We start from the raw sequence: 21,604 nt of genomic DNA on the forward strand, positions 1-21,604 counted from the left end.
TTATTACTTATCAAAAAAACTTTGAATCGTACTTTCTAAATTATCCTGAATAATTTTATCTACAGGCATTTTATTTGGTAATGATTTAAAAAATTCTTGTCCGTAATTTCGGGTTAAAATTCTTGAATCAAGTAAAATTGCTAACCCCTTATCATTTTGAGTTCGAATTAATCTTCCTATTCCTTGCGTGAATCGCATTACAGCTTCTGGTAAACTTATATCATTAAATGCATTTCCACCCTTTTGTTCCTCTTTTCGATAACGTATTTGATTATATGAACTTTGAAAAGCTTGAAATGGTAATCTTGTTATTACTAAAGTTTCAAGTTTTTTTTGAGGTAAGTCTATTCCCTCCCAAAATGTTCCAGTAGCTAATAACAATTGTGAGAAATTACTATCATTAATAAAACGCTTCTTTACTTTTTCAGAACTTCCTGTGATTCCCTGTGCTAAAATTTCCCAATTTTCATTTAAACTTGAATCAATTAAGCAATTATACACTTTTTCTATGACTTCATTTGAATTAAATAAAACCATTGTTTGTTTATTTTGTGCATGACATATTTGTTTTATTGAATGTACTAAATATTTTATATATTCTTCCTTAGCTGAATATGAAACATCTGGAGCATCCTTTATTACAACGAGTTTTGAATTTTTTTGATAATCAAATGATGTTTTATATACATAATGCGAAGTTTTTAAATCTAAACCTAATTGTTGACTAATGTAAGAATATGTTTGTTTTGAAAAATGATTTCCACTAAATAAAAATACTTTAGTAAATTGTTTATATACAGAATTTGTTAAAAAATCAGAAGCTTCAAAAAGGCCAAAATGAATTCGCAGGTGTGCTCCTTCTTGATTGACAGGATAACTTAACCAAATCAAACTTTGATCTTGATTATGCTCAAGTTCTTCAACTGATAGTAAATTCCAATTTTTTAATAAGTCTAAAAGTTGGTTACATAACTTAAAATATGATTTAAACAAACTAAATGATTGATTATCTAATCTATTATTATCAAGCAATTCAATAAAATGTTGATATAAACTTTGATTTTTTTTATTTATAAATTTTATAGAGTTATCAATTTTTTTCCATATATTTACATTCGATTTAAAAAATCCAAATAAACGTTTAAATTTTATAGGTATTTCATTGATACCTAAATTATTTTTTTTCTGAATAAAATTGAAATATAAATCATCACGAATTACTGGTACTTGATGATCAATAGTTCTAATATGCAACAATAATTTATGATATTCTGCTTCTGTAATTAAATTTTGTTTAACTAAATTATTAAATGAATAAGAAACACAAGATTCCATCTTTACTAAAAGTGTATCAGCTAAAATCTTAACTTCATCTAAATCTAAAATTTGATTATTATTCTGCAATGTTGTTGCAACAAGCTGTTGTGCTTCATCAATAATCAAAACTCGATTTAATTTTTGAAATTCAGAAGCATGTTTCAGTAAATATGCATGATTTGTAACTATAAAATCCGCATTTTTTATTTCTTGTGATCTTCGTTGAACAAAATCATATTTATAATACATGCTATCTGGATTAAGTCCCTTTATACCATGATGTACTATTTCATCAAATAACGGCAATTGCTTTACAGTTAATTGTAATTCATCTAAATCACCTGTTTTAGTTTCAGAAAGCCACACTAATATCCTCATTTGTACCATCTTTGTATAATCATTTTGCACCAAGTCCAATGTATGAGCAAACTTATCCAAATCAATATAGTGCTGACTTCCCTTAATAGAAACAACATTAGGTTTATAAGACAATATATTATTTAATTTAGGAAATTCTTTTTCTATCAATTGATTCTGTAAAGCATTTGTTGTGGTACTAATTAAAAATTTTTGACCATGAATTGACTGTAATGTACATGGCAATAAATATCCTAGTGTCTTTCCAATCCCTGTAGGGGCTTCAAAAAAGGCAGTTTTATTTGCCCCTCTTAATTCTTTATATACATCATCAATTAACTGATTTTGCTCTGGCCTCTTTTCAAATTTTTCAGCCCACTTTTTCTGCCAACTATTATTTAAATTTGATTTATCTTCAATTGTTTCATCTTGTTTATGTAATGTAATTTTTCCAACTTTAATATAGTTCTTTTCAATAGTTTTATTTCTTTTAATTACATTAAATAAATCACCTGTTTCATATAGTAATACATTACTCATTTTTGATAATTGTATTACTAATGTATAAGGTAACTTTTGAATTTTTTGTTTTAACTTTATTAATAATTTAGCTGTTACTAACGCATCGCTATCTGCTTGATGAGGATGATCATGCACAATCTTTAAAGACTGTGCTAAATCTTGGAGTCTATAAGAGTTCATACATGGATATAGTATTTGACTTAACTGAACAGTATCTATTCCAGATAAATCCAACCGAGGATATCCTACACGCTCTAACTCATCATTTAGGAAACGATAATCAAATTGAATATTATGTGCAACAAAAATCGTATCTTGTAATAATGCGTATATTGTACCCGCAACGTCTTCAAAAATTGGAGCTTTGCGTAAATCTGTTTGTGATATTCCAGTTAAATGTTGTATTTCTGATGGAACATTACACTGTGGATTAACTAATGTATTAAACTTATTTACAATTTTATATCCTTCAACAAAAACACAACTAAACTGAATTATTCTATTTGTACCATCCATTTTAGTTCCCGTTGTTTCTAAATCAACTACGGCAAATGTCTTTTTTTTCATTTTTGCATTTCTCTCTCTATAAATTCCTATAATAGATTTTACAAAAAAAATTAATTTAACTCAAAAAAAGATATACATTTTAGTCTTTTAAAGTTTGCAATTAAAGATTTAAATGTTAAAATTCAGTAGACTAACTTTATAATTATTATTGTTACATTTTGTAAATGTAATGTATAATTAAAATGATTTTACCAATAGGTAAATTGATCGGAATAACTTATATGAAAGGAAGCTTAGCCTTGACTGAGACAAAAAGAATTCAAGCTCAAGGAATAAGTAACGCAAAAATCATATTGATTGGCGAACATTCTGTTGTATACGGTCAACCTGCAATTGCACTTCCTCTTACAACAGTTAATGTTAAAGTTACAATTGAGAAATCAGATTTGACTGATATAAATATCGAAAGTACATATTTTAATGGTCAGTTAGATACTTTACCTAATTCAATGATTGGTTTTAAACATTTAATTGATTACCTAACAAATAAAAATAATGTATTTGAATCATTAAATATCAAAATTGATAGTTCTTTACCCGCAGAACGAGGTATGGGATCTTCAGCAGCTGTTTCAATTGCTTTAATTCGAGCTTTTTATAACTATATTAATAAACCTTTAACAAAAACTAGACTTCTAAATTTAGCTAATATAGCAGAAAAAGATACACATAAAAACCCTAGCGGCTTAGATGCTGCAACATGCGCAAGCCAAGAACCCATTTGGATGGTTAGAAACCAAGAATTAAAAAATATTCCAGTTAATCTAAATGGCTACTTAGTAATTGCAGATAGTGGTATTAAAGGAAAAACAAGTGAAGCTATTTCTATTGTAAAGGAACGTTTAATTCAGCATCCTGATGAAACACAAAAATTAATTGAAAATCTTGGACAATTAACTTACAGTGCAAAAGATGCTTTATCTAATAATAAAATTGAGCTTTTAGGCGATATATTTAATGATGCACAAGAAAATCTCGTTAAACTTGGTGTAAGTTGTAGCGAATTAAATAATTTAATTAGTGTTAGCTTATCTAATGGTGCTTTAGGTAGCAAATTAACTGGCGGTGGTAAAGGTGGCTGCTTTATTAATCTTGTAAAAAGTCAAAGTGACGCTTTACACCTTTCTAATATTTTAAAGCAAAATGGGGCTACTAAAACATGGATAGAACCATTATTTAAGGAGGATATTAATTAATGTTGAGTCCTCAAATAACTGTACGTGCGCATACAAATATTGCATTAGTAAAATATTGGGGAAAAGAGAATCAAGATCTTATAATTCCAATGAATGGATCCCTTTCCTTAACGTTAGATCATTTTTATACAGACACAAGCGTACAGTTTGATAGCAATTTAAAAAATGATATTTTTTCATTAAATGGTAATATACAAAATAATTTACAAGTTTCCAAGTTCCTAGATATTGTCCGAAAAAAAGCAAATATCAAATTATTTGCTCGAATTGATTCAGTTAATCATGTGCCATCAACTGCTGGATTAGCATCTTCAGCATCTGCATATGCCGCATTAGCCGCTGCTGCAAGTAAAGCTGCTGGTTTAAATTTAAATCGTCAAGACTTATCTAAATTAGCTCGAAAAGGATCTGGCTCAGCGTGTCGATCAATTTACGGCGGATTTGTTGAATGGGTAAAAGGATATGACGATGATAGTTCTTATGCTGTTCCTATAGAAGAAGAATTAGATTGGGAAATTGGCATGCTGGTTGCAATGGTTAATCGTAATGAAAAAAAAGTATCATCAAGAGCAGGAATGCAAGGTGTTGTTGAAACTTCTCCTTTCTATTCAGCATGGGTTAAAAGCGTTAATAATGATTTAATAAATATAAAAGATGCTATTAAAAAACGAGACTTTAAATTAATAGGTGAAATAACTGAAAGTAATGCTTTAAGAATGCACTCTTTAAATTTAAGTGCTACCCCACATTTTAATTATTTTGAACCGATGAGTTTAGAAATTATGCAAGCTGTTGAAAAAATTCGAGAAGAACAAAATATTTTATGCTACTACACTCTTGATGCTGGTCCAAACGTAAAAATTTTATGTCAACAAAAAGATGCAGCAATAATTAAAAATGAATTATCTCAAAAATTCTCAAATATCGAATTTGAGTTTGCTAAACCTGGACCAGGAATTAAGTATCTAAATAAATAAGGATGTGGTTGTGTGATTAATATTAAAGTCCCTGGGAAATTATATATTGCTGGTGAGTATGCAGTTGTTGAAAATGGTTTTCCTGCTGTTGTAACAACAATTAATAGATTTATTAATTTATCAATAAAAGAATCATCTGAACAACATGGTACAATTTTCTCTAAGCAATATCAGGATACTCCCCTTTCATGGATTCGCGATAAGAATCAAGTTAATTTAATTAATCACACAGATTCATTAGATTATGTTTTATCAGCAATTCATGTAACTGAAAAATTTTTAATTGAAAATCATATTCAATTAAAAAATTTTGATTTAGTTATTGATAGTCAATTAGATAATGGTGATGGTAAAAAATATGGATTAGGTTCTTCAGCAGCCGTTACAGTAGGTGTAGTCAAAGTTCTTTGTGCATTTTATAACTTTAAAATTGATCGACTAACCTTATTTAAACTTGCAGCTCTTGCACATTATAATATACAAGGAAATGGTTCGCTTGGAGATATTGCAGCAATTGCTTATACTGGTTGGATTGGATATCATTCAGTAAACCGCGATTGGTTAGAAAAGCAAAATCAAAAATCATTACTACCTTTAATTCAACAAAACTGGCCAGATTTAAAAATTGAAACGCTAACTGCACCATCTGATTTAAAATTATTAATTGGATGGACTGGCATACCAGCATCTACTAGTCACTTAATAAAAGAAGTTAAAGCTTATCATGAGGCTAACTATCAAGATTTTATTTTAAAAAGTAAAGATTGTGTATCAAAATTAATTGAAGGGTTTAAAAAACAAAATCTCGCATTAATTCAAAAAGAGATAAATACTAACCACCACCTATTAAATAATTTAGGAAAATTAAGTGGCGTTGAAATTGAGACACCTAAGTTAAAAAGATTAATTGAAATTGCTAATAATAATGGTGGTTCTGCAAAAACATCAGGTGCAGGTGGTGGCGATTGTGGTATTGCCATTTTTAACAAAAATGATAACTATAAAAATGTAATTCAAGAATGGAAAAAAAATAACATTATCCCCCTTCAATTATCAATCTATCAAGAGGAAATTTTATCATGAATATTCAAGAACATCGAAAAGACGAACATGTAATTATAGCCGAAAAACAATATCACGATAAAAGTTTTAATCAACTGGATCAAGTAGAGTTAATGCTTGATAATCTACCTGAAATTAGTCGAGATGAAGTTTCACTAAAAACAACATTAATGGGATATCAAATAGATAGTCCCTTTTTTATTAATGCAATTACTGGGGGAAGTCCTGAAACTGATAAATATAATTTTCAGTTAGCAGAAGCTGCAAACTATTGTAAAATTCCTTTTGCAACAGGATCAATAAGTGTTGCATTAAAAAATAAAAATTGCCAAGCAGGTTTTGCTAAATTACGAGAAATAACTCAAGATACTTTATTATTCACTAATTTAGGTGCTGGAAACACATTAGAAAATGCTCAAAAAGCACTTAAAATTTGTCAAGCTGACGGATTGCAGATTCATTTAAATGTTGCTCAAGAAATTGTAATGCCTGAAGGAGATCGTGAATTTTATTGGAAAGACAATATTGAGCAAATTGTTTCTAATTTAAATAAACCAATAATGATTAAAGAAGTTGGACAAGGAATTTCACCTACAACCATCAACAAGCTTGCCTCAATTGGAATCCAAAACATTGATCTAGGTGCTAAAGGTGGTACTAATTTTATAAGAATTGAAAATCAACGTAGACACGATTCTCATGATTACCAATATATAAATGATTTAGGTTTTAGTTTAGCGCAATGTTTGCTTAGTATTAAACCTTATACAAATTATATTTCATTTACTGCTTCTGGAGGAATTCGAAATCCACTAGATATAGTTAAAGCACTTTGTCTCGGTGCTGATAATGTAGGAATTTCAGGATATTTTTTACATATATTAATTAAATATGGAAAAAATGAATTAATTGAAACAATTGAAAAATTTAAAGAAGAAATAAAAGATATTATGGTCCTTTTAGGATGTAAAAACATTGCTGAATTACATGAAACAAAATATTTTCTAAGCCCTGAGCTTTTAACTTTTAAAAATCAATTATAAATAAAAAGACACAAGAATTACAATTCTTGTGTCTTTTTATTTATTTAAATCGAATTTTTTTAGGTATGAAATTTTTAACAATTCCATTTACTACTTTGCCAAATGAAAATGCTTTTTGATTACAAGTTAACAAATACCAACCATTCATAACCTGTACATCAATATTCACAGTTTCACCTCTCAAATATTTTGCCCATTGATCATTTGTAAATTCAATTTTTTTATTTGTATGTTCGGGATTCAAAGTAAGAGCTAAAGCATAACTTGGTTCAAATCTCTTTTTCTTAAATTCACCTAGGTATAAACCTGGGCGCATAAATTTTAGTTTACTGATATCTGGCCAATCATTTTTATAAAAATATAAATGATTATTGAATACTTTAAAATTATCAATATTTTGATTAGCTAAATCATCTGAAAAAGGTTTAATAAATTGTCGCCATAACTCAAACTCTGTTTTATTTAATTGAAAATTATTTTGTTTATTCCTTTTTCTTTTTTTCTTTTTAATTACTTTTTGTGGTTCTGTAGATTCAAATTTTGCAATAAACTGTCCTTCCCCTTTAAAATGATGTGGCATAAGACGAACACATTTAACGAGTTCTGGATTACCATTTGCAAAATCTGGTCTACCAGCATCCATTCCATCACATTTTTCAATATTAGCTAATCTTAAAGTTCTATAATTGTCTAAAATCCATTGTACTACTTGTTCATCTTCTTCGGGTGCAAAGGTACATGTGGAATAAATCAATTCTCCGCCTGGTTTTAAAACTTTAATTACATCACTTAAAATGTTTTTTTGGCGAACTGAACATTCATTTGGATAATCCTTGTGCCAATATTTAATTGCATCATGATTTTTTCTAAACATACCTTCTCCTGAACATGGAGCATCTACAATAATTTTATCAAATATTGGAGGAAAGTTTTGCGAAATATTTTCAGGACTTTCATTTAAAATAATTACATTTTTAGCACCAAATCGTTCTAAATTTTCCACTAAAATTTCTGCTCGCTTATGATTTATTTCATTACTTACTAATAACCCTTCATTATCTAATTGTTGAGCTATATGGGTAGATTTTCCACCTGGAGCAGCACATAAATCTAATATAAATTCTCCTGGTTTTGCATTTACAACTTGACCAACATACATAGCACTAACATCTTGACTATATACATAACCAGATTGATGTTCTAATGATTTTCCGTGTATTTGCCCATAGTACCCATTATTTATAAACGGAATTGGTTCTCCTAAGGACATGCTTATATCTTTATAATTCAATTTTAGTGAATTTATTCTAAAAGCTTTTTGAGTATCTTCATTTAAACTATCAAAAAAGCTTTGTGCTTCATTTTCCAATAATTTTTTATACTTTTCAATAAAGTCTTTTGGTAATTGCAACATAAAAATAGAAGTGGTCCCTTTATTACCACTTCTGCTCCTTTCTGGAATTAATATTAATATTTAATATTTAATTTACTGATTTTCTTACGTACGATTATATAGAAAATTAAACTTGACATTAAGTAAAAAATAACAATAAATGGAATTAATTGTATATATGTACTTAACGTAAATATCATTGTTCCTAATAACGTCCCTATTATGATACCAATTCCATTGTAAATTGTAAATGAACGCCATTCATTAAATATAACTCGCTTTTTATCTCTTAAAGAAAATAACTCTTCACGATAATCTTTATTTCCAGCAACTGTCCATAAGATTATTGCTGCTAGCATTGCAAAAATAATCAAAACTAATCCCATTAATTGAACAAAATGGTTAGATACCCATGATCCACTTTGAACAAATGTGTTCTGTTTATTAATTTTTTTAACACTTGCAGCATTAAATGTTTTTTTCAACATCTTTGTAGAAAAATCTTTACGTCCATCTATTTTAATTAGAAAATCATTGGACATTAGATTTTCCATAATTTCTTTTCCTCCAGCAATAAAAATTTGGTTATCTAATTTTGAATGAGTTTGATCACCCATAACACCTAATACTGGAATATAATAATTTCCATAATGCAAATATGCTTGATCTTTAGGTTTATATAATTTTTTACTTAAATTTTGACCTACAACAGCTACATTTACAATTGAATCAAAATCATTTTTAGAAAAAAAAGATCCTGAAATCATTGGCGGAATTGGAAAATTTCCCTTTCCATAAAAATAAGTTACATTTTTGTCTTTCTTTGATTGAAAATGTACTTGAACATTATTTATTTTAGAACATTCATTTAATTCATCAGTAAACTTACTTAATTTTTCATTTTCTTTTAAATTGATTTGATAAGTTTGTGCTGTTAAATTATGATTATTTAATTGTAATGTTAAATCTCGTTGATTAATCTTTGAGAAAATAAATACACATGCAAAAGAAAGAATCGCCGCATATAAGATCGTTAAAAAATTTTTTTTAGCCATAAACTACATCCTAACTGATTAAAATTAAACATTTCATTACTATAAATTAATCAGTAAAATATTCTACAAATTTATCTGCCATTTCAACAGTTGTATCAAATGATACTTTATGTCCTGCCCCTTCTGTAGTTGTCATAGTCACATTTTTAGCATATGGTTTTCCACTTACTTCATCATAAAATTTCTTAGTTAAATCATAAGGTACCATTTTATCATCTGTGCCATGCCAAAAATGTAATGGTCGTCCTGCAATCTTCTCTGGGTTTAATGATAAATCAATCTCATTTAATCCAGCAAGTTGCTCATGTATAAAGTCTTCAGGAATATTTTCAATACCAGGTAAATTATCTATTAATAATTTTGCAAATGCTACTGGATTAGGTGTTCCTTCTAAACATACTGCACATTTAATCCATGGATAAACAGTAAAAATTGCACAAGTAGTAATTCCACCCATTGATAGACCACTAACTGCAACTTTATTATCTAATATTAAGTCTTGTTGTGCATATAGTTTAACAAATTTTGGAAATTCTTCAATTGATTTTTCAATTATTTGCCAAAATTGTAATTGGTGATCTTTTGTTGGTCCATCAGCACGTTCTCCATGAAATAACGCTTCTGGTAATACAACTCTAAAACCTCTTTTGGCAATTTCATATCCTTGAGTTAGTACATTTTCCTTTCTACCAAGCCAACCATGATAAAAAATAATTAGTGGTAAAGGATCATCTATTTTGCTTTCTTCCACTATTTCTAAAAATGGTAAATTTTCATACATTTTGTGAGAAATTGAAATCATAAATTTGCTCCTTATTATTTATAGTTGATTAATTATATTAAACATTATAACGCTTTATTATAAATAAACTCTAGCATTTATAATGTGTTTGTGTTAATTTTATATTAATTACGATTTTACAAGGGAGGTATAATATTGAATAGAAAACTAATTGCATTAGATTTAGATGGAACAACCTTAAATAGTAACTCTGAATTATCTTTTAAAACTAAGCAAGTTTTAAAAAAAGCTCAAGATGCTGGCCATATTGTTTCAATAGTAACTGGAAGACCTAACCGAAATTCTGTTAATTATTATGATGAACTTAATCTAACAAGTCCCATGATTAATTTTAATGGCGCTTTAGGTCATATTCCTCACAAAAAATGGGACAAAGAGTATGAATTAACATTTAATAAAAAAATTGCATTTGAAATTTTAAAAGAAAAGGAAAATTTAGGAATCAAAGTAATAGCTGCTGAAGGGAAAAACTTAGCACTTGCCGATGTTCCCAATCATACTTGGGGAGATTATTTTCCTACTGCATTAACTTCAAATGAAGTTCTTAATAAATTTAATCTTAAACAAGACCCTACTTCAATGATGTTACTTGTAGATAAAGAAAAAAAGGAACTGATTGTTAACGAGCTAAACTCAAGTTTTGGTGATCGCATAAGCGTTGGTGTATGGGGAGGACCAAATCCAATACTAGAACTATCTCCACGAGGAATTAATAAAACATATGGTATACGGTATTTAGCAAATCATTTTAAAATTGAGCAAAAAGATATCATTGCATTTGGAGATGAACACAATGATGCTGAAATGCTTACATATGCCGGATGGGGAGTTGCTATGAAAAATGGAACTGAACAAATTCGTTCATTAGCAAATGATGTTACTTCTTTAGATAATGATCATGATGGTATGGCTTTTTATCTAGAAGATTATTTAGACTTGGCATAATAAAAAATAGTCTAAGAATTAATTTCTTAGACTATTTTTTTATTTTTCATCACTTTTTAAAACTCCGCCAACAGCATAACGATCTTTACGCATTTCTTCTAAAATGACATGTACATGTTCTGCTGGTGCACCTGTATTTTTAGTAACTGCATTAGTAATATCTTCAACAAGTTGTTTTAATTGTTCTTGTGAACGACCTTCAATTAATTCTACATGAACTAATGGCATAATAAACATTCTCCTTTCAATCTTCTTAGTATATGTTATCAAACAGAGCGATTAAAATCTAGATTTGAAAATATTATTAAGTCAAATTTTTAATTTAATTACAATCTTGATATAATTACCATAGAATATTTAATCGAAGTGAGGTTTTAGTAATGGCATATAATCAACAAAATTTATCTGCATGTACAAGCATCTTAGTTGGAAAAAAAGCTACTGCAGATGGTTCAACAATGATTGGTCGAAATGAAGATTTTAAAAGTGCATGGCCTAAACATATGACTGTTCATCCTCATAAAGAAAATCTTCAGAATAATCATTACACTTCTGCAGATAAAAATAGTAAATTTTCAATTGATTTACCTTCTACTAGCTTTAAATATACTGCTACTCCTGAATGGACTACCGAATATGGTTTAATGGAAGAAGACGGTATTAATGAATATAATGTAGCAATGAGTGCTACAGAAAGTGCATATGCAAATAAACGTGTTCTTGGATTTGATCCATTAACGAATGAAGGAATTGCTGAAGAAGCAATGATAAACACCGTTTTACCATTTATTAAATCTGCACGTGAAGGAGTTGCACGTTTAGGCTCAATCGTTGAGAAACATGGTGCAGCTGAAGCTAATGGCGTTTTATTTTCTGATGTAAATGAAGTATGGTATATGGAAATTGGCTCTGGACACCATTGGGTTGCCCAACGAATCCCTGATGACTGCTATGCTGTTGTAGCTAATCAATTATCTATACAAGAAATTGATTTTTCAGATTCAGAAAACTTTATGTATTCCAAAGATATTGAGAAATTTGTAAGTAAAAATCATCTTAATCCAAGTAATAATGGTTTTAATTTCCGTAATATATTTGGTACTCATACATTTTCTGATGAAATTTACAACACTCCTCGTGTCTGGGATGGACAACGTCAGTTAAATCCTGAAATTAAACAAGAACCAATGAGTGATGATCTCCCATTCATCAGAAAAGCTAACAGGCTAATTCATTTAGATGACGTTCAAAATGTCCTTGCCTCCCACTTTAAAGGAACAGAATATGATCCACTTGGAAATGGTCCAAAAGATTTAAAGAATAAATTCAGACCAATTAGTCTTGCAAAGACTCAAGAATCACATATATTACAATTACGTTCTAACGTCTCTTCGAAGTTAGCTGGTATTCATTGGCTAGCAATGGGAGTAGCTGCACAAAGTGTTTACGTCCCCTTCTATGCCAGTGCAACTGATGTTCACGAAGCTTATAAAAAAGGAGCTCAAGTATACTCACCTGATTCAGCATATTGGATTTATAAATTAGTTGGAGTTTTAGTTGATCCTCATTATCTTGAATTTGGTAAAATGCTGTCTGATGTCCAAGATGAACTTTATTCTAAATTTACTGAACTTATCTCAATAACAGATAAAAATGCAACTAGTCTTGATGAGCCACAATTGACTGAATATTTAACAAAACAAAGTATTAAAATTCAACAACTTGGAATTACAAAGATGAAAGAATTGACATATCAGTTAATAACAGAATCCACTGATATGTCAAAACTAAACTTTAAAACTGATTTAAATCTATAATTAAAGGAGTTTTAATTATTCAATGAAAATTACGCAAATTAATGGTGCAAGAGGTCTAATTATCAAATCATCAATAAAAAATGCTATTATTGACTCTGATGTAGAAAATGCTAGTGCTTTTGATGATGTTATCGTTACGCATTTATCATTAGATACTTTAAACATTATACAAAATAATTCTAATAAATTTCGAAGAATAAACTTGAGTCATGATTTAATGCTTTTATTACAAAAATTATGGCGTTATAATATTATTTCTCGTCCAAACGTAATGCCAAATTTTCGGATTTTACCTACTGGATACAAAACAAAATTAGGATTAGAATTTAATATCACTGCATATGACAATGATGATGGCTTAATTGGATCTATTGCAATTATAATTGAGGATACTGCTTCAGGTGAAAAATTAGGATACGTTCCAAATTTTATTACTCAAGGACAATATAAAAATAGAATTAAAAAATGGAAACGAATGTTCCGCGATGCACATTTAACTCAATTTACATCTTTTAATAGTAATATCAATCCAGATACTACCGCAACGCAGGTTAATTATTCAGAAAAAAGTTTTTCTGAAAATTTACCTTCTTTATTTTCTGACCTAACTTTACTTCAATCATGGTTAAAACCATTTAATCCAACACGATTAAATGAAATTAATGATTATTCTTTAAAACAAGATCAACCAATAATCTGGCAATGCAAAAGCGCAAAGTTATTAAATTATTATTTTCCAGATAATGATTTTTATTATATTGATGATGGTTCAGAGATTAATGAGAAACAAAAGAATCACTTAATATGTTATACAAAAGATGAAATAAAAAAAGATATGTTAGTTGAAAAAAAAGATCCAACACCGTTAATAAATCAAATTGATATTTATGCTAGAAAATTTAAACATTCGTTACCACAAAGCGATTTTTCAGACATTGTTAAAATGATTAAAGCACAAGAAACATATATGATTTAAGTTTCAAAGAAGGTTTTATTATGAATTTAGAAAAAATATTAATCAAGCATGCTCCTTCAAATAGGCCGTGTGGCATCCGAAATATTGAAACAATTGAAGAGATAAAAAATGAAAGTGGCTTAAATATTTCTGCATTAGCAGAAGCATTAAACGAATTACCTGGTGTGAAAACAATTGGTGGTAGTAATGAAATCGCATGTATTGAAATTGGAAAAGAATTTCCAACTAAATAAAAAAGAAGTATGATTTTCCTCATACTTCTTTTTTTATAAAGCAATGAATCTGATCATTTTAAAATTTTATAACAAATTAAGTAACAAATAATGTATCCTACACTAAAGAGGTGATGTTATATGCATATCCCACATTGTAAAAACAAAGGGAAAATTTTATCTGCAATTGTAAAAATTCCCTTTGCATGTAATGTATTTTTATTAGATTATAATAACTTAAAAAATTATTTTGATGGCTCAGAATATGTATTTTATGGAGGTAGATTTATTTTTAGTCCTGCCAGAGTGTCCGTCAATCAACCAGGAATTTGGTACTTACTTGTAAACGATGGAGAATGTGACAGTAGATACTCATATTGCTGGGAACAAAATTAACAACAATCACAAATTTGTAAACTTCTTTGCAAATTTGTGATTATTTATATTAAAAAAAGCTCCATTCCTATAAGGAATAGAGCTAATAATTAAATAGATTATTTAATTTGTGACATAACTTCGTCTACAAAGTTATTTTCTTGTTTTTCGATACCTTCACCGACTTCATAACGGTAAAATGCTTTAACTTTACCACCCTTTGAAGCCACATATTTAGCAACTGTTTGGTCACCATCTTTAACAAATGGTTGATCATCTAATGAAATTTCTGAGAAGAACTTGTTTAAGCGACCTTCAACCATTTTTTCAATGATTTTTTCTGGCTTACCTTCATTTTTAGCTTCTTCTGTTAAAACTTCTTTTTCGTGAGCAACTTCATCTGCTGGCACTTGGTCACGATTTACATATTTAGGATTGATAGCTGCAACGTGCATTGCTACATCCTTTGCAGTAGCTTCGTCTGCACCTTCTAAAACAGCTAAAACAGCAATACGTCCACCGTCATGTAAGTATGAACCAAAGTTATCATTATCTGATTTTTCAATTACTTCAAAACGACGTAATGTAATCTTTTCACCGATAACTTGTGTAGCTTCAATGAATTCATCGTTTAAAGTACCTTTTTCTGTTTTAATTTCTAATGCGGCTTCTACATTAGCTGGTTTTGCATCAGCAATTACTTCACCTGTGTGCTTTACTAATGCTTGGAATTTATCGTTTTGAGCAACAAAGTCTGTTTCTGCATTTACTTCAACGATTGCAGCTGTGTTACCTTTAACAACAACACTTGCTAAACCTTCAGCAGCTACACGATCACTCTTCTTTGCAGCTTTTGCAATACCTTTTTCACGTAAAAAGTCAATAGCTTTATCCATGTCGCCATCAACAGCAACTAAAGCTTTTTTAGCGTCCATCATACCAACGCCTGTTTTATCACGTAATTCTTTAACTTGTTGTGCAGAAATTTTTGCCATAGAACTACATCCTCCTAAATAAAATTTTATTTAAATAATAAATAATTAACATTCTAAAAAACTGTCTCAAAACAAAAGGCTTTGCGCCCACTTTGAGACAGCCATTTATTAAAAACTATTCAGCATCTGTATCGTTGTCGCCTTCAACAGCTTCTACGATATCTTCGATTGAATCTACTTGTTCGTCATCATCAACGAATGTTTCCACGTCAACGTCCACTTCATCTTCACCTTGACGACCTTCAATAATTGCATCGGCCATCTTTGAAGTAATTAAACGTACGGCACGAATTGCATCATCGTTTGATGGAATCTTAACATCGATTTCATCTGGATCAGCATTTGTATCAACCATAGCTACGATAGGAATATTTAATTTTTGAGCTTCCTTAACAGCAATACGTTCTTTGCGAGGATCTACGATGAAGATTACATCTGGGATACGAGGCATATCTTCAATACCACCAAGGAATTTTTGAAGACGATCGCGTTCTTTAACTAATAAAGCAACTTCTTTCTTTGGAAGACGTTCAAATGTTCCGTCTTCTTCCATCTTCTTGATATCCTTTAAACGTTTGATACGTTTTTGAATTGTATTCCAGTTTGTCAATGTACCACCTAACCAACGATGGTTAACGTAATATTGACCTGCACGTTTTGCTTCTTCTTCAATAGCATCTTGTGCTTGTTTCTTTGTACCAACAAATAAAATTACACCATCATCAGCTGCAGCATCTTTCATAAAATCATAAGCTTGATCAATTAACTTAACTGTTTTTTGTAAGTCAATGATATAGATACCATTACGTTCTGTGAAGATGTATTTCTTCATCTTAGGGTTCCAACGACGTGTTTGGTGTCCAAAATGTACACCAGCTTCAAGTAATTGTTTCATTGTAATAACTGACATTACAATACCTCCAAAATAGTTTGTTCCTCCCCTATGTTCAATTGATTCAGAACTCTTAGAGCACCTCCGAATCTATCGCATAAGGTGTGAATTGTGTAAAAACACTTCTTTAAGTATAATAAATAATCATAAAAAAAGCAATATTATTTTAATTAATAAGAATTTTATATCTTAAATAATGATTTTATTTTTTTAGATATTTTTCAGGAACACCATTTTCTAATAAGAAATTTTCTTTTTTCTTTCTAGATTGATGTTTAAATGCATATTCTGCCTTTAAAGCCTCAGATTTTGTATTAAATTGTTTATAAAAAATTAATTTTACAGGACGCCTAGTTTTGGTATATTTAGCGCCATTACCACTATTATGTTTTTTTATTCTTTTTTTTAGATCATTGGTATACCCACCATAAAATGTGCGATCTGAACATAATAACACATACATAAAGTATTTACTTTCTTCCATAAAGCATTTCCTTTACTTCATCAGTATATTCATCTTTATTGTAAATAAAAATCGGTGCTAAAAATTTCATTCCATCTATTTTTCCGTCTTTAATTGCTTCAATTAACACCATATTTGCTTCTCTTTCTCGTTTTGGATGAACTAGTTTTATTCTTTTAGGCGCTAATCGATTATTTTTCATTGTTTCTAATATTTCTAATAAGCGATCAGGACGATGAACTAAATATAATTTTCCCCCCGTCTTTAACATTCCACTACTAACAGAAATTACCTGTTCTAATGTTACAGCAATTTCATGTCTTGCAATTGCCAAATATTTATTTGGATTTTTTTTACTATTTGATGAAGCTTTAAAATATGGAGGATTACATGTTACAATGTCGTATGAATCTTTTTTTAAAATTGAATCTATACTATTTAAATCTTCGTTATAAACTGTAATTTTATTTTCTAAATCATTTAACTTAACACTGCGCAAAGCCATATCTGCTAACCGATTTTGAATTTCTACCTCATCAATTTTTCCCTTAAATATTTTACTAATAAAAAGACCAACAGCACCATTACCTGCACATAAATCTAGTGCTTTTTTATTATTTTTAAAGCTCGGCTTTACAAAATTTGCTAATAAAACAGCATCAAGCGAAAAAGAGAATACACTCGAACTTTGAATAATTTTCACATCTTGTGCATATAATTGATCAATTCGTTCATCTTCATATAATTTAATATCCATATTTTTTCCTCGTTAAATAAAAATAAACTTGCAACTTTGAATAATTTTTTGCATACTAAAGCATGTATAAAATTATGAAAGGAGTCTTTTAATGTTTTACAACTTTATGCGAAGAGTTGTGGCATTTTTAGTCCGCATTTTAAATGGGAAAATTACAATTTTAAATAAAGATAAATTACCACAGGGCAATTACATTCTAGTAGGACCACATCGAACATGGTTTGATCCGTTATTTTTTGCACTTGCTGCATCGCCCAAACAATTTGCCTTTATGGCTAAAAAAGAACTCTTTAAAAACCCTATTTTAAAATTTATTTTAAAAAATGCAAATGCATTTCCAGTTGATCGTGAAAATCCAAAACCATCTGCAATAAAAATTCCAGTAAAGTGGCTACGAAATCGGGATATATCATTAATTATGTTTCCATCTGGAACTCGTCATTCACAAGCTATGAAGGGTGGCGTAACTTTAATATCAAAAATGGCAAATGTCCCCATTGTCCCTGCAGTTTATCAAGGACCATTAACTTTTAAATCGTTACTTTCACGTAAAAAAACTGTAGTTGCTTTTGGTGATCCAATTTATATTGATCGAAAAACAAAACTCACAGACGAAAACCAAAAGAAGGTAATTAAACAAATGGAACAGGCATTTAATAAATTAGATAATGAAATTGATCCAAATTTTGTATATATTGATCCTTCTTCTAAAAAATAAATTTAAATAAATATAAAATGAGAGACTTTGACAATGTCATGGTCTCTCATTTTATATAGTAAAATTAACTATTTATATTAAGAATTACTTTTTCTTATTGTTTTCTTTTGCATAACTAGCCTTCATTGAAGTCATCATTTGATTAATTTTTCTTTGTGAAGGCTTTTGTCCCATTTGAAGCATCATAGTTCTAAGCATTTGTTCATTAAATGGTGGGTTCTTTTTTAAATAGTTTTCAAGATATTTCTTTGCAACAAAAAAGCCACCAATAAAACCAGCAATTGCTCCAAGTACAACAAATAAAATTACAAATCCTGTTGACAAGATTTAGTCCTCCTTACAAATAACATATAATTAATTTTAGCGAAAAAATTATAAAAAATAAAGGACTCTTAACAAAAAACTAATTAGTCATCACGCAGTCCACGCTTACGTTGTATTTCCTTAACTTTTTCAGGAGTTACTTCATTACCATTTTCATCATATACTTGAAGCATTTCGATTTGACTACGAAAGTTATTTTTAAAAGTTGCAAGATATTTTTTGTATAATTCTTTTTGTTCTGCTGCTTCTTCTTCAGTTAAACCTTCATTTTTCTTTTTATGTGAAAGTTCATTGATTCTTTCGATTAATTCATCTGAAATCTTACCATTTTTTTGTTCCTTGTTTTCAGACATTTTAATCCTCCTCTCAATCGAATTTACTAGTATATTTTACATAAATATACTTTTTTAATCAACCAAAAACGAACTTTTGTTTGTACTTAAAAAAAAATTATGATAATATCAAACTAATATAAGATTAACGAGGTAACATTATGGCAAAATCAATTGAAGAACGTCAAATGAAAGTCCTTCGTTTTATCTATGAAACCGTTCAAAAGAAGGGATATCCTCCTACTGTACGTGAAATTGGCGAAGCAGTAAATTTATCATCTACATCGACTGTGCATGGTCACTTAACACGCTTAAGTAATCGTGGTTTTATTACAAAAGATCCAACAAAACCACGTGCAATTGAAGTGACTGATGCAGGAGTAGAGGCATTAGGCGTAACTAAAAAATCAAATGTTATTCCTATTATTGGAACTGTGACAGCAGGACAACCTATTTTAGCAGTGGAACAAACTAGCGATTATTTCCCGCTGCCACCTAATTTTGAATCTGCAGATGATTTATTTATGCTTACAATTCGTGGTGAAAGTATGATAAATGCTGGAATTTTAAATGACGACAAAGTAATTGTTCGAAAACAAACTTTTGCAGATAACGGAGATATTGTTATCGCAATGAATAACCAAAATGAAGCTACATGTAAACGTTTCTTCAAAGAAAAAAATCATTATCGTTTACAACCTGAAAATGATATGATGGATCCTATAATTTTAAATCATGTAACTATTTTAGGAAAAGTCATTGGGCTTTATCGTGATAGCATTTAAAAAACCTAAGGTTAATTCCTTAGGTTTTTTTCTAAAATTCAGTTTTTATTTGATCTGACATTTTTATTAATTCTTTTGCATGTTCAAGTGTTAATTCAGTAATTTCAGATCCAGACAACATTCTTGCAATCTCTTTAATTTTATTTTTGGAATTTAATTTCTCTACACAAGTTTCTGTACGACCATTAATTATTTTTTTATAAATAAAGTAATGATGATCAGCAATTGCTGCAACTTGTGGTAAATGAGAAATACATAAAACTTGGGATTTTTGAGCAATTTGTGAAATTTTTTCAGCAATTGCTTGTGCTACTCTACCACTAACTCCAGTATCTACCTCATCAAAAATGATACTTGTTACTCCTTGTTTTTGAGAAAAAATTGTTTTCAAAGCCAACATAATTCTTGAAAGTTCGCCACCAGAAGCAATTTTAGCTAATGGTCCCATTGATTCTCCTGGATTTGTCTGTATATAAAATTCCACATCGTCTAATCCTTCATTAGTTAAATTTTTATTTTCTTTAAATTTAACCTTAAAAATGGCTTTATCCATATATAATGCGCTTAATTGTTTGTGTATCGCTATTTCCAATTCTTGAGCGCTTTGATGCCTTTTCTTTGATAATTTTTGAGCTAATTTAAGTGCTTTACTATATGCGTTTTGAACTTCTTGCTCTTGTTCTTCTATGTTTTCTTCTCCACCTTGCATATCATTTAATTCTACTTTAATTTTGTTTCCATAGTTAATTATTTGTTCTACAGAATCTCCATATTTTCTTTTTAGTTGATGAATTAACTCTAATCTTTGCTCAATCTGATCTAAGCGACCTTCATCCCACTCCATTGAATCTAATTGTGAAGAGATTTCATGCGATACGTCTTGCAAATTATAAAATGCATCTGATACTTTTTCATAGATGTTATTTAAATCATCAGAATAATCCGAAACCTTTCCTAATTCATCCATAGAAGTTCCAAGTTGACCAATAATATCAGAATTACCATTTGTTAAAACCTGATAGCTATTTTCTAACGCGCCATGAATCTCTTGGTAATTATCCAAACGATCTTTTTCTTCATTTAGTTCAATTTCTTCATTAGGTTTCAAATCAGCATTCTCAATTTCCTCTAACTGAAATTGTAAAATATCAAGTCTTTGAGCCCATTCCTTTTCATTTGCTCTTCTTTTTTCAAGTGCTCGTTGTAATTTTTGGTATTCTTTAAAGGCTTTGTGAAACTTATCAATATCTTTATTTAATTCATGGTTATAATCATCTAGTAATCCCAAATGCGTTTCAGGCCGCATTAATGATTGATGTTCATTTTGTCCATGGATATCAATTAACAATTCTCCAATTTTACGCAATGTTGTTAAATTAACTAATATACCATTTACTCTGCAAACATTTCTTCCCGTTTTATATAAATCACGTTGAAGTATTATAGTACCGTCTTCATGGTCAATTCCTAATTCATCAAGAATACTAAAAATTAATGTTTCTTTTGGTAATAAAAATTGTCCTTGAAGAGAAGCTTTATTAGTTCCATTACGAATAAAATCTACGGAACCTCTACCACCTGCTAAAAGTCCTAATGCATCAATAATTATTGATTTACCTGCACCAGTTTCACCTGTTAAAACCGTCATCTTTGATTGAAAATCAATATTTGCTTTTTCAATTATTGCAAAATCTTTGATTACTAGCTCTTGTAACATTGGTA

23 protein-coding genes are annotated in these 21,604 nt (G+C 29.3%); 11 read left to right on the plus strand and 12 right to left on the minus strand.

Annotation, left to right across the window (positions count from 1 at the left end; translation table 11 throughout):
* Positions 1-3: 3 nt before the first annotated feature.
* Positions 4-2,763, minus strand: coding sequence for a helicase C-terminal domain-containing protein (locus tag QPK35_RS03675; RefSeq protein ID WP_290034120.1), 2,760 nt, complete (start codon positions 2,761-2,763; stop codon positions 4-6).
* A 239-nt stretch (positions 2,764-3,002) separates the two neighbouring features.
* On the opposite strand from QPK35_RS03675, the gene mvk reads away from it, so the two are divergent.
* The 4 genes from mvk to fni are packed head-to-tail and all read left to right on the plus strand — an operon-like array spanning position 3,003 to position 7,041.
* Positions 3,003-3,959: a mevalonate kinase gene (gene mvk, locus QPK35_RS03680; RefSeq protein WP_290034121.1), complete on the plus strand. Its 957-nt coding sequence runs from the start codon at positions 3,003-3,005 to the stop codon at positions 3,957-3,959.
* A complete protein-coding gene (mvaD, locus tag QPK35_RS03685) occupies positions 3,959-4,936 on the plus strand; it encodes a diphosphomevalonate decarboxylase (protein WP_290034122.1) in 978 nt (325 codons plus the stop codon). Before mvk ends, mvaD begins: the two co-directional genes overlap by 1 nt.
* A 12-nt stretch (positions 4,937-4,948) precedes the next feature.
* Positions 4,949-6,019, plus strand: coding sequence for a phosphomevalonate kinase (locus QPK35_RS03690; RefSeq protein WP_290034123.1), 1,071 nt, complete (start codon positions 4,949-4,951; stop codon positions 6,017-6,019).
* Positions 6,016-7,041 carry a type 2 isopentenyl-diphosphate Delta-isomerase gene (gene fni / locus QPK35_RS03695; RefSeq protein WP_290034124.1) on the plus strand — a complete coding sequence of 342 codons (1,026 nt, stop codon included), beginning with the start codon at positions 6,016-6,018 and terminating at the stop codon, positions 7,039-7,041. The genes QPK35_RS03690 and fni overlap by 4 nt, the downstream gene beginning before the upstream one ends.
* Before the next feature lie 40 nt (positions 7,042-7,081).
* Here fni and QPK35_RS03700 read toward each other — a convergent pair whose 3' ends face one another.
* From QPK35_RS03700 to QPK35_RS03710, 3 genes are read right to left on the minus strand one after another with little or no spacing between them, the layout of a single operon-like run.
* On the minus strand, positions 7,082-8,452 hold the full coding sequence (locus tag QPK35_RS03700) for an RsmB/NOP family class I SAM-dependent RNA methyltransferase (protein WP_290034238.1): 1,371 nt from the start codon (positions 8,450-8,452) through the stop codon (positions 7,082-7,084).
* A 56-nt stretch (positions 8,453-8,508) separates the two neighbouring features.
* Entirely contained in the window at positions 8,509-9,489 is a 981-nt protein-coding gene (locus QPK35_RS03705; protein ID WP_290034125.1) for a hypothetical protein, read from the minus strand.
* A 46-nt stretch (positions 9,490-9,535) separates the two neighbouring features.
* A complete protein-coding gene (locus QPK35_RS03710) occupies positions 9,536-10,291 on the minus strand; it encodes an alpha/beta fold hydrolase (protein ID WP_290034126.1) in 756 nt (251 codons plus the stop codon).
* A 135-nt stretch (positions 10,292-10,426) separates the two neighbouring features.
* On the opposite strand from QPK35_RS03710, the gene QPK35_RS03715 reads away from it, so the two are divergent.
* Positions 10,427-11,236: a Cof-type HAD-IIB family hydrolase gene (locus QPK35_RS03715; RefSeq protein WP_290034127.1), complete on the plus strand. Its 810-nt coding sequence runs from the start codon at positions 10,427-10,429 to the stop codon at positions 11,234-11,236.
* Positions 11,237-11,275: 39 nt separating this feature from the next.
* Here QPK35_RS03715 and thmT read toward each other — a convergent pair whose 3' ends face one another.
* The gene (thmT, locus tag QPK35_RS03720) at positions 11,276-11,464 is read right to left on the minus strand and encodes a 2-hydroxymuconate tautomerase (RefSeq protein ID WP_290034128.1); all 189 of its coding nucleotides are present in this window, start codon (positions 11,462-11,464) and stop codon (positions 11,276-11,278) included.
* Between the two features lie 152 nt (positions 11,465-11,616).
* Here thmT and QPK35_RS03725 point away from each other — a divergent pair, with 152 nt between their 5' ends.
* From QPK35_RS03725 to QPK35_RS03740, 4 genes are all read left to right on the plus strand, one after another.
* The gene (locus tag QPK35_RS03725; protein ID WP_290034129.1) at positions 11,617-13,053 is read left to right on the plus strand and encodes a C69 family dipeptidase; all 1,437 of its coding nucleotides are present in this window, start codon (positions 11,617-11,619) and stop codon (positions 13,051-13,053) included.
* A 22-nt stretch (positions 13,054-13,075) separates the two neighbouring features.
* Complete coding sequence (locus QPK35_RS03730; RefSeq protein ID WP_290034130.1) at positions 13,076-14,029, plus strand: hypothetical protein; 954 nt, start codon at positions 13,076-13,078, stop codon at positions 14,027-14,029.
* A 20-nt stretch (positions 14,030-14,049) separates the two neighbouring features.
* On the plus strand, positions 14,050-14,262 hold the full coding sequence (locus QPK35_RS03735; protein WP_290034131.1) for a hypothetical protein: 213 nt from the start codon (positions 14,050-14,052) through the stop codon (positions 14,260-14,262).
* A gap of 120 nt (positions 14,263-14,382) precedes the next feature.
* Positions 14,383-14,637, plus strand: a complete 255-nt coding sequence (locus tag QPK35_RS03740; protein WP_290034132.1) for a DUF1883 domain-containing protein — start codon at positions 14,383-14,385, stop codon at positions 14,635-14,637.
* Positions 14,638-14,735: 98 nt separating this feature from the next.
* Here QPK35_RS03740 and tsf read toward each other — a convergent pair whose 3' ends face one another.
* The 4 genes from tsf to QPK35_RS03760 all read right to left on the minus strand — a co-directional run bounded on the left by tsf (position 14,736) and on the right by QPK35_RS03760 (position 17,723).
* Positions 14,736-15,611 carry a translation elongation factor Ts gene (gene tsf, locus QPK35_RS03745; protein WP_290034133.1) on the minus strand — a complete coding sequence of 292 codons (876 nt, stop codon included), beginning with the start codon at positions 15,609-15,611 and terminating at the stop codon, positions 14,736-14,738.
* A 115-nt stretch (positions 15,612-15,726) separates the two neighbouring features.
* The gene (gene rpsB / locus QPK35_RS03750) at positions 15,727-16,521 is read right to left on the minus strand and encodes a 30S ribosomal protein S2 (RefSeq protein ID WP_290034134.1); all 795 of its coding nucleotides are present in this window, start codon (positions 16,519-16,521) and stop codon (positions 15,727-15,729) included.
* A 184-nt stretch (positions 16,522-16,705) separates the two neighbouring features.
* Entirely contained in the window at positions 16,706-16,987 is a 282-nt protein-coding gene (locus QPK35_RS03755) for a GIY-YIG nuclease family protein (RefSeq protein ID WP_290034135.1), read from the minus strand.
* Positions 16,974-17,723, minus strand: a complete 750-nt coding sequence (locus QPK35_RS03760) for a tRNA1(Val) (adenine(37)-N6)-methyltransferase (RefSeq protein WP_290034136.1) — start codon at positions 17,721-17,723, stop codon at positions 16,974-16,976. Before QPK35_RS03760 ends, QPK35_RS03755 begins: the two co-directional genes overlap by 14 nt.
* A gap of 91 nt (positions 17,724-17,814) precedes the next feature.
* Here QPK35_RS03760 and QPK35_RS03765 point away from each other — a divergent pair, with 91 nt between their 5' ends.
* Positions 17,815-18,441, plus strand: coding sequence for a lysophospholipid acyltransferase family protein (locus tag QPK35_RS03765; RefSeq protein ID WP_290034137.1), 627 nt, complete (start codon positions 17,815-17,817; stop codon positions 18,439-18,441).
* Positions 18,442-18,525: 84 nt separating this feature from the next.
* On the opposite strand, the gene QPK35_RS03770 is transcribed toward QPK35_RS03765, so the two are convergent.
* Positions 18,526-18,765, minus strand: coding sequence for a YneF family protein (locus QPK35_RS03770; RefSeq protein WP_290034138.1), 240 nt, complete (start codon positions 18,763-18,765; stop codon positions 18,526-18,528).
* Positions 18,766-18,848: 83 nt separating this feature from the next.
* Positions 18,849-19,118: a DUF896 domain-containing protein gene (locus tag QPK35_RS03775; protein WP_290034139.1), complete on the minus strand. Its 270-nt coding sequence runs from the start codon at positions 19,116-19,118 to the stop codon at positions 18,849-18,851.
* A gap of 140 nt (positions 19,119-19,258) precedes the next feature.
* Between QPK35_RS03775 and lexA the strand changes: the two genes are divergently transcribed.
* Positions 19,259-19,882 carry a transcriptional repressor LexA gene (lexA, locus tag QPK35_RS03780; RefSeq protein ID WP_290034140.1) on the plus strand — a complete coding sequence of 208 codons (624 nt, stop codon included), beginning with the start codon at positions 19,259-19,261 and terminating at the stop codon, positions 19,880-19,882.
* A 31-nt stretch (positions 19,883-19,913) separates the two neighbouring features.
* On the opposite strand, the gene recN is transcribed toward lexA, so the two are convergent.
* A complete protein-coding gene (gene recN / locus QPK35_RS03785) occupies positions 19,914-21,599 on the minus strand; it encodes a DNA repair protein RecN (RefSeq protein WP_290034142.1) in 1,686 nt (561 codons plus the stop codon).
* Between the last annotated feature and the right edge of the window lie 5 nt (positions 21,600-21,604).

Origin of the sequence: Ligilactobacillus cholophilus (assembly GCF_030389495.1) — a bacterium.
In the GTDB taxonomy this organism is placed as follows: Bacteria; Bacillota; Bacilli; order Lactobacillales; family Lactobacillaceae; genus Ligilactobacillus; species Ligilactobacillus cholophilus.

Excerpts from the sequence above, each read along its gene's own strand:
- QPK35_RS03705 (WP_290034125.1), bottom strand. The coding sequence starts at position 9,489 with ATGGCTAAAAAAAATTTTTTAACGATCTTATATGCGGCGATTCTTTCT.
- QPK35_RS03710 (WP_290034126.1), bottom strand. The coding sequence starts at position 10,291 with ATGATTTCAATTTCTCACAAAATGTATGAAAATTTACCATTTTTAGAA.
- QPK35_RS03740 (WP_290034132.1), top strand. The coding sequence starts at position 14,383 with ATGCATATCCCACATTGTAAAAACAAAGGGAAAATTTTATCTGCAATT.
- mvaD (WP_290034122.1), top strand. The coding sequence starts at position 3,959 with ATGTTGAGTCCTCAAATAACTGTACGTGCGCATACAAATATTGCATTA.
- QPK35_RS03775 (WP_290034139.1), bottom strand. The coding sequence starts at position 19,118 with ATGTCTGAAAACAAGGAACAAAAAAATGGTAAGATTTCAGATGAATTA.
- tsf (WP_290034133.1), bottom strand. The coding sequence starts at position 15,611 with ATGGCAAAAATTTCTGCACAACAAGTTAAAGAATTACGTGATAAAACA.
- fni (WP_290034124.1), top strand. The coding sequence starts at position 6,016 with ATGAATATTCAAGAACATCGAAAAGACGAACATGTAATTATAGCCGAA.
- QPK35_RS03765 (WP_290034137.1), top strand. The coding sequence starts at position 17,815 with ATGTTTTACAACTTTATGCGAAGAGTTGTGGCATTTTTAGTCCGCATT.
- recN (WP_290034142.1), bottom strand. The coding sequence starts at position 21,599 with ATGTTACAAGAGCTAGTAATCAAAGATTTTGCAATAATTGAAAAAGCA.
- QPK35_RS03735 (WP_290034131.1), top strand. The coding sequence starts at position 14,050 with ATGAATTTAGAAAAAATATTAATCAAGCATGCTCCTTCAAATAGGCCG.
- QPK35_RS03730 (WP_290034130.1), top strand. The coding sequence starts at position 13,076 with ATGAAAATTACGCAAATTAATGGTGCAAGAGGTCTAATTATCAAATCA.
- QPK35_RS03760 (WP_290034136.1), bottom strand. The coding sequence starts at position 17,723 with ATGGATATTAAATTATATGAAGATGAACGAATTGATCAATTATATGCA.
- QPK35_RS03675 (WP_290034120.1), bottom strand. The coding sequence starts at position 2,763 with ATGAAAAAAAAGACATTTGCCGTAGTTGATTTAGAAACAACGGGAACT.
- rpsB (WP_290034134.1), bottom strand. The coding sequence starts at position 16,521 with ATGTCAGTTATTACAATGAAACAATTACTTGAAGCTGGTGTACATTTT.
- thmT (WP_290034128.1), bottom strand. The coding sequence starts at position 11,464 with ATGCCATTAGTTCATGTAGAATTAATTGAAGGTCGTTCACAAGAACAA.
- QPK35_RS03755 (WP_290034135.1), bottom strand. The coding sequence starts at position 16,987 with ATGGAAGAAAGTAAATACTTTATGTATGTGTTATTATGTTCAGATCGC.
- lexA (WP_290034140.1), top strand. The coding sequence starts at position 19,259 with ATGGCAAAATCAATTGAAGAACGTCAAATGAAAGTCCTTCGTTTTATC.
- QPK35_RS03725 (WP_290034129.1), top strand. The coding sequence starts at position 11,617 with ATGGCATATAATCAACAAAATTTATCTGCATGTACAAGCATCTTAGTT.